The organism is Neobacillus rhizosphaerae (assembly GCF_937468385.1).
In the GTDB taxonomy this organism is placed as follows: domain Bacteria; phylum Bacillota; class Bacilli; order Bacillales; family Cytobacillaceae; genus Neobacillus; species Neobacillus rhizosphaerae.
Map to the genome: position 1 here is coordinate 99,562 of NZ_CALBWS010000015.1, position 6,237 is coordinate 105,798.

7 protein-coding genes are annotated in these 6,237 nt (G+C 37.1%); 3 read left to right on the forward strand and 4 right to left on the reverse strand.

Going from position 1 to position 6,237, the window contains the following annotated elements; translation table 11 throughout:
• Window positions 1-175: 175 nt before the first annotated feature.
• Together M5A78_RS12735 and M5A78_RS12740 are read left to right on the forward strand one after the other, a co-directional pair.
• Window positions 176-751, forward strand: coding sequence for a sigma-70 family RNA polymerase sigma factor (locus tag M5A78_RS12735; protein ID WP_248735639.1), 576 nt, complete (start codon window positions 176-178; stop codon window positions 749-751).
• Window positions 741-1,718, forward strand: a complete 978-nt coding sequence (locus M5A78_RS12740; RefSeq protein ID WP_248735640.1) for a hypothetical protein — start codon at window positions 741-743, stop codon at window positions 1,716-1,718. Before M5A78_RS12735 ends, M5A78_RS12740 begins: the two co-directional genes overlap by 11 nt.
• Window positions 1,719-1,766: 48 nt before the next feature.
• Here the strand turns inward: M5A78_RS12740 and M5A78_RS12745 are convergent, their stop codons facing one another.
• Both M5A78_RS12745 and M5A78_RS12750 read right to left on the reverse strand, forming a co-directional pair.
• Window positions 1,767-1,949 (reverse strand): hypothetical protein, encoded by a 183-nt coding sequence (locus M5A78_RS12745; protein ID WP_248735641.1) that lies wholly within the window; start codon window positions 1,947-1,949, stop codon window positions 1,767-1,769.
• A 101-nt stretch (window positions 1,950-2,050) separates the two neighbouring features.
• The gene (locus tag M5A78_RS12750; RefSeq protein WP_248735642.1) at window positions 2,051-2,926 is read right to left on the reverse strand and encodes an SDR family oxidoreductase; all 876 of its coding nucleotides are present in this window, start codon (window positions 2,924-2,926) and stop codon (window positions 2,051-2,053) included.
• 107 nt (window positions 2,927-3,033) lie between these two features.
• Here M5A78_RS12750 and M5A78_RS12755 point away from each other — a divergent pair, with 107 nt between their 5' ends.
• Window positions 3,034-4,005, forward strand: a complete 972-nt coding sequence (locus M5A78_RS12755) for a helix-turn-helix transcriptional regulator (protein WP_248735643.1) — start codon at window positions 3,034-3,036, stop codon at window positions 4,003-4,005.
• A 300-nt stretch (window positions 4,006-4,305) separates the two neighbouring features.
• Here the strand turns inward: M5A78_RS12755 and M5A78_RS12760 are convergent, their stop codons facing one another.
• A complete protein-coding gene (locus M5A78_RS12760; RefSeq protein ID WP_248735644.1) occupies window positions 4,306-4,926 on the reverse strand; it encodes a response regulator transcription factor in 621 nt (206 codons plus the stop codon).
• Window positions 4,907-5,950, reverse strand: coding sequence for a sensor histidine kinase (locus tag M5A78_RS12765; protein WP_248735645.1), 1,044 nt, complete (start codon window positions 5,948-5,950; stop codon window positions 4,907-4,909). Before M5A78_RS12765 ends, M5A78_RS12760 begins: the two co-directional genes overlap by 20 nt.
• Window positions 5,951-6,237 lie beyond the last annotated feature (287 nt).

Consider the following 6,237-nt stretch of genomic DNA (forward strand, 5'->3'; position numbering starts at 1 on the left):
GAAAGCAACAAACTTCGATTTGTACTATCCTGCACATTTAGCTAAATATTAAAGTGATACAATCATTCTAATGAATTTAAAATTTTTGTACAAATTTACATTAAAATGAACTTTTTTCTCTTATAAAGCGAATATATAGGTGAAAGCTTTCTACCGGTAAAAAGGGGGACCCAGAGTGAAGGAAGATGATTTACAAAAATGGTTGGAGCAAATGGTTGCAGGTGACCAAGAAGCTTTTGAACACATTTATGAAATTACCTGCAAAGATGTGTATCGAACTGTAGCATTTTTTGTTAGTAATAGGCAGGATATCGATGAACTTGTTAATGAAGTTTATATTCAAATGTGGAAATCGCTGCACACTTATGATAAAAACCGCTCATTCCGCTTTTGGTTGCATGGTTTAATAGTAAGACAAGTTAAGGAAGGGCGACGAAAAGCTTGGCGCAGATTTCGCATTATGGAAAAAAATAAAACCTTTCTACAAAAGCAGGATTATGTTGTGGATGGAGAGACCTTGCAGATTGAGTTACAGAGTGAGTTGACAGAAAGAGTGAAAGCATTGTCTTATAAACATCGTGAAGTAGTGATTTTGCGTTATTTTCATGATTATCGCCTAGATGAAATGTCGCTTTTACTTGAGATACCTATTGGTACAGTAAAGTCTCGTCTACATACTGCTCTGAAGCTATTAAAAAAAGACATGGAAAGCATACCGATTGGAAGGGCGGGTAATATAAATGGATTTTGAAAATCAACTGCGTGACGAATTGCAGAATGCTGCAGAAAAGATGCAGCCATCGGAACAGCTACAAATGAAAGTAGCAACTTCCTTTAGAACATATCGACAAGATAAAATGAAAAGGGGAGGTCCAATGAAAAAGCGTCTTATCGCTGGATTAGTTGCAGTGGCAGTCTTAGTGCCAACAGGGGTATTTGCAGGACCAACATTGGTAGATAAAATACTCGGAACCCCAAGCGAAGCTAATGAACAATTTGGTACTGTGGAATCAGAATACCAAGAATATAATGAACTGTTTGAAGTAGCCAATCAAATTTTTACGAAGGAAGAATTTGAAAAATTCACTATTGCATGGAAAGAATATATGACGATAAACAAAAAAACAATTGTAGTTGATGGAAAGCGAACGGGTCGATCTTCACATCGACTTAGTCCAGAAGAATTGAAAAAATATGATGAAGCTTATTATAAGTTAGAACCTTATTTAAATAAGATTCATAGTAAATTCACGTTCACCGTGGATGAAGCAAAAAAGTTAATGAGCTTTCCAGTTAAATACCCAACATATATACCTAAAAATTATCAATTCGACACAGAAGAGGTAAGAACTGAAATTACAAGTGGAAAGCCTAAACCAACAATAAATATTACTTATAAAAAAAGTAATGCGGATGAATCCCAAGCTATGGCTTATTGGACATTTACTATCCATTTATCTGAAAATGTCGAAGAAAAACTAGTTCCCTTTGAAGATAATATCCATTCATTTGAAGGTGCATCATATGATACACGTACAAATTACAGCCTTGACGGATGTAGTGTAACCTTAGGTGAGTATAAATTCGGAAACAAGATTAAGGGAATGAGAGTCATTGTTCCAGCAAAAAATGGTCAAAGTTCCTATCGAATGTTTATTCCACATAGTACATTACCAAAAGAAGAACTTGAAAAAGTGTTGATGTCGATGGTGGAATAGTAATAATCAGGTTTCCTCGATGTTACCTTGCTTGTTTACCATTTGGGTTTAGTTGATAGCTGTCGGAGTGCCAGGTAAAAATTCTGTAGAGATAGCTGGGGCGTAGTCCTGCTTTTGCAATTGACAATTTTTAATCTTTAAAGTGCCATCCATATCCGTCAATGGTATGGGGATGGACACCTTTTTAATAATTAAATCATGGCGAACAGTTCCTGTCACTGTTCGCCACAAACAGATTGAACCTCTACATCTGAAAATTCCACCACTTTTAACGAGCCCTCTATTTTATTTCTTTTCTCTGACTACTTCTTATAACCGTAGCATTTGTTTCGTTATTTATTTAAAACATTCTCTTCGAAATATTTGCCCCAATCAGGTTGTCTCCCGTCAATATCTTTAAATCCGTATTCTCTTGATAATTCCCATGAACTAAGTGCTTTACCCGTCTTTTCATGTACTTTTGGATCACTTGCTAATTCTACAATGGCTCTTCCGATAAAGAATGGGGTTTCCGAAGCAATGAAATGGGGCTCTTTTTTTGCACCTTCTTGCCAATTTTCTTCAGTTACACCAAATAAATCTAACATTGCTTCTGAGCGTAAAAATCCCGGACTAACCGCAACTGCTGTTATATTACGATCTGCTAAATCATGAGACATAGCTTGAGCTAAATGTATGGTCGAAATTTTCACTAGGCTATAAAATAAATTCCCACGATACTGATAATCCACGCCATCTGTAATTTCAACAAGGAGACCCTTCCGATTTCTTACCATAAGAGGAACTCCATAATGACTAGTGATGATGTGAGAATGGATAGCTCTTCTCTGCATAAGTAGCCCATTATCCAAGTCATGTTCCCAGAAAGGGGTGTTCCATTCAGTCAGTGGGTCTCCGCCCCATACATCATTAACTAGAATATCAAGCTGACCGTTTTGTTCTTCCTCAATTTTTTTAAACAATGCCTTTACATCTTCTTCAACCGTATGATCTACCCTGACAGCTATTCCCTTCCCGCCTTTACTAGTAACAAGCTCTGCTGTTTCTTCTATCGTTTCCGTTCTTCCCATTGAGGATAAGTTTCCTTTAGTACTTCTTCCGGTAACATAAACCGTTGCACCTGCTTCTCCAAGCATCATCGCAATTCCACGTCCAGCCCCTCTGGTTGCTCCGGCAACTACGGCTACTTTTCCTTCTAAACGTTTCATTTACATCATCCTCCAATTTTAAGATAACTTTAGTATAATATTTAATGATGACACCTTTTGTCTTATATTGAATATCTTTTTTTATTATTTTATTTAGGTGGGAAGACATGCGCGCGGACAGACTGATTTCCATTTTATTATTGCTCCAAAACAAAGGAAAATTGACAACTAAAACATTGGCCAAAGAATTAGAAGTGACTGAACGGACCATTCATCGAGATATGGAAGCATTAAGTGCAGCGGGTATTCCTGTTGTAGCAGACCGAGGAAAATCAGGGGGCTGGCGATTACTTGAACAATATCGGACAAATTTAACCGGATTAAAAGCCAATGAAATTAAGTCTCTATTTATATCCCCATCATTTCAGTTGCTTACCGATTTAGGTTTAACAAAGGATTGGCAAGAAGCGCGTCAAAAACTTCTAGCTTCGATTCCAAGCTCCTTACATAAAAACGCCGATGATGTTTGGAGCCGAATCCATGTTGATATAAATGCCTGGAGACAGTCTACTGAAAAAATTGAGTCATTTAAAATTTTACAACAAGCGATTTGGGATGAAAAAAAACTACAAATAAAATATGAACGGGCAGATGGGGAATGTGTTGAACGAATTGTTGACCCTTTAGGATTAGTGGCTAAGGGTAGTAGATGGTATTTAATAGCTTCCTCCAACGAGGATTTTCGAAATTACAGAGCTTCAAGAGTGAAGTCGGCAACATTGACGAACGAAAGCTTTTCACGACCTAAGAGCTTTAATTTGGTCCAATATTGGAGGGACTCAACTGAAAAGTTTATTAAAAGTCTGCCAAGATATGATGTAGAAGTTGAAATATCTCCGTCTATCGTTCAGAGAATAAAGTTTACTGGACGCTTTGTACAATTAATAAAAATGGATTCCCCCTTAGACAATGGATGGATCCCTGCAAATCTGTGCTTTGATACTGAACAAGAGGCGAAAGAATATATCCTAGGTTTTGGAGATCAGATAAGAATCATTCATCCCGACACATTAAAGCAAAATATTTATGATATGGCAAAGGCTTTAGTGAATTTTTATAAGCAAGACAATGGTAGGTAAATTAAGAATGGTTCTGAAAGTAGGAAAACATTTAAACTTGATGTCCTGACTGATTACTTCAATATGTCCATAGATTATCTACTAGGTAAAAAGGACAAAACTCTCCTTCTATTCTGGAAAAGTTCCTTAAGACTGCCTCTTAACGACAAAACTCCAAAATTTAAGTAGAAACCTCCACTATTTGTGATACGGTTCACTGCACCAACAAATAGTATAATAGTAGGAGGAATACTTTGGAAGAAAGGAGAAGTTTATGTAAGTGATCCTTATTGATGGCGAGCTGCTTGCCATCAAGTACGTTTAAAAAACATGATATTCTTTAGCAATTTCTACCCACTCATGGCGCTTGGATGTTTCTAGTTTTTCTCCAATTTTTTGGCGGTGATTTTCAACTGTTTTTACAGAAATCTTAAGTTTTTTCGCGATATCCTTGAGTGAATAACCACTAACCGAAAGGAAAAATACCTCTTTTTCGCGCTTAGAGATAGGAAGATCCAGCTTAGCCAATGATTCAGGTTCACAGTTATCTCCGATTACCATGCTATTAAACAACTGATTGCTGGCGAGAATATGATCGAGGGAGCTAATGATGTCCCCTCTATTCAATTGTTTGATTAAATACCCATCTGCTCCAATTTTATATGCTTTTTTCTGAAATCCAATATCGTCAAACATTGAAAAGATGACGATTTTTGCTTCCGTCAGCTGCTTGCGCAGTTTTTCCAGTGTCGCAAATCCATCTAAGCCTCCAGGCATGGATAAATCAAGAAGAATTAGATCTGCGGGAAAGGATTCTACTAGTTTGATAGCTTCATAACCGTCAGAAGCAAATTCTACTCTATCTATACAATATGCATGCTGCAAAATCATCGCGAGACCATCCCGGACAATCTCGTGGTCATCAACAATCAGCAGATTCATATTCACTGTCTCCTTCATTTTTATAAATTGAAACAAACCCCTCGACTTTAGTTGGACCACCTTTTTTGCTGATCCATTTTATAGCTCCTCCCAACATTTTGCTTCTCTCATACATATGCTTTAATCCAAGCCCATTACTTTTCTTTGTTTTCACATCAAAGCCAACCCCATTATCATGGATGTGGAAGTAAATATATTGGTTGGATGATTTAATATGGATCGAGATAGAAGTAGCCTTTCCGTGGCGAACAGCATTGTTAACACCTTCTTGAATGATTCGAAAAAAATGTAATTCCTTCTCTCTTTCAAAGCAATCATTAATTTTTGTGTCCATAATAAACTGAATGTCGATTTTATAAAGCTCTTCCCAATCTTGGACTGCTTCATATAGTGCATCCTTTAAACCAAGATGATCTACGGTTTCTGATCTGAGAATTTTGGATAAGCATTTAATATCATTCAACGTTTTTTCCATACCAGTTATCATTTTGGAGAGATGGCTTTCGTATGTTTTATTGTTGACATATGGTTTAATGCCTTCGAGGCCAAGAAATATACTATAGACACTCTGCCCAATGTGGTCATGTAACTCTCGGGCAATCTTTCTTCGCTCAGCCTCTTGAGCCAGCATGGTCTCCTGAACAAGCAGTTCATTAAATTTTGCTTTTTTGCTAATTTCATTTTCCACTGGGCTCCGTAATACAAGAATATAGTAATCTTCATTATTACTGTTCATCTTTTTTAGTGACATTTCAAACTCTTCTTCTATTCCGGAATAAACGGCCATATGAGAATGGAAAAAGGGTACTGGATCTTCGACGGCAAGAATACAGCGATTCTCTCCTTCCTCTATTTCCCTTTGCTGGCAATAAGAACAGTAAGGAACTGAATCACCTATCTTCCATCCGCATATCAATTTTGCAGACTCATTCATGTAATAGATGGTTCTATCTTTGTCCATAATAATAATCCCATTAGGTGCATAGTTGATAATTTCTTCAAAGAAATGTTCAGGGAATTTCATTTTGCGTCCTCTTTCTCATGTGTTACTTCTATTGTAGCGCTTTTTTTTTTGTCTTTTTTCGAAAGAAATGAAATATAGATGAACTATTTTTGACTTCTCCCCATGGATAAATCCAGGGGATTCTTTTTTAAACCTTCATCAAAGCCGCCTATCAGCCGGGGCTTCCAGGTCTTACTGCTTCTCCAGTTCATTACGACATGTAGTGAAAAACACATACCGCAGCCCAATCATAGGCACTACGCCACTGCCCTTTTAGCCCCATTGTGCGGGACAATGGGGGTTAAAAG

Excerpts from the sequence above, each read along its gene's own strand:
- M5A78_RS12740 (WP_248735640.1), top strand. The coding sequence starts at position 741 with ATGGATTTTGAAAATCAACTGCGTGACGAATTGCAGAATGCTGCAGAA.
- M5A78_RS12750 (WP_248735642.1), bottom strand. The coding sequence starts at position 2,926 with ATGAAACGTTTAGAAGGAAAAGTAGCCGTAGTTGCCGGAGCAACCAGA.
- M5A78_RS12765 (WP_248735645.1), bottom strand. The coding sequence starts at position 5,950 with ATGAAATTCCCTGAACATTTCTTTGAAGAAATTATCAACTATGCACCT.
- M5A78_RS12760 (WP_248735644.1), bottom strand. The coding sequence starts at position 4,926 with ATGAATCTGCTGATTGTTGATGACCACGAGATTGTCCGGGATGGTCTC.
- M5A78_RS12755 (WP_248735643.1), top strand. The coding sequence starts at position 3,034 with ATGCGCGCGGACAGACTGATTTCCATTTTATTATTGCTCCAAAACAAA.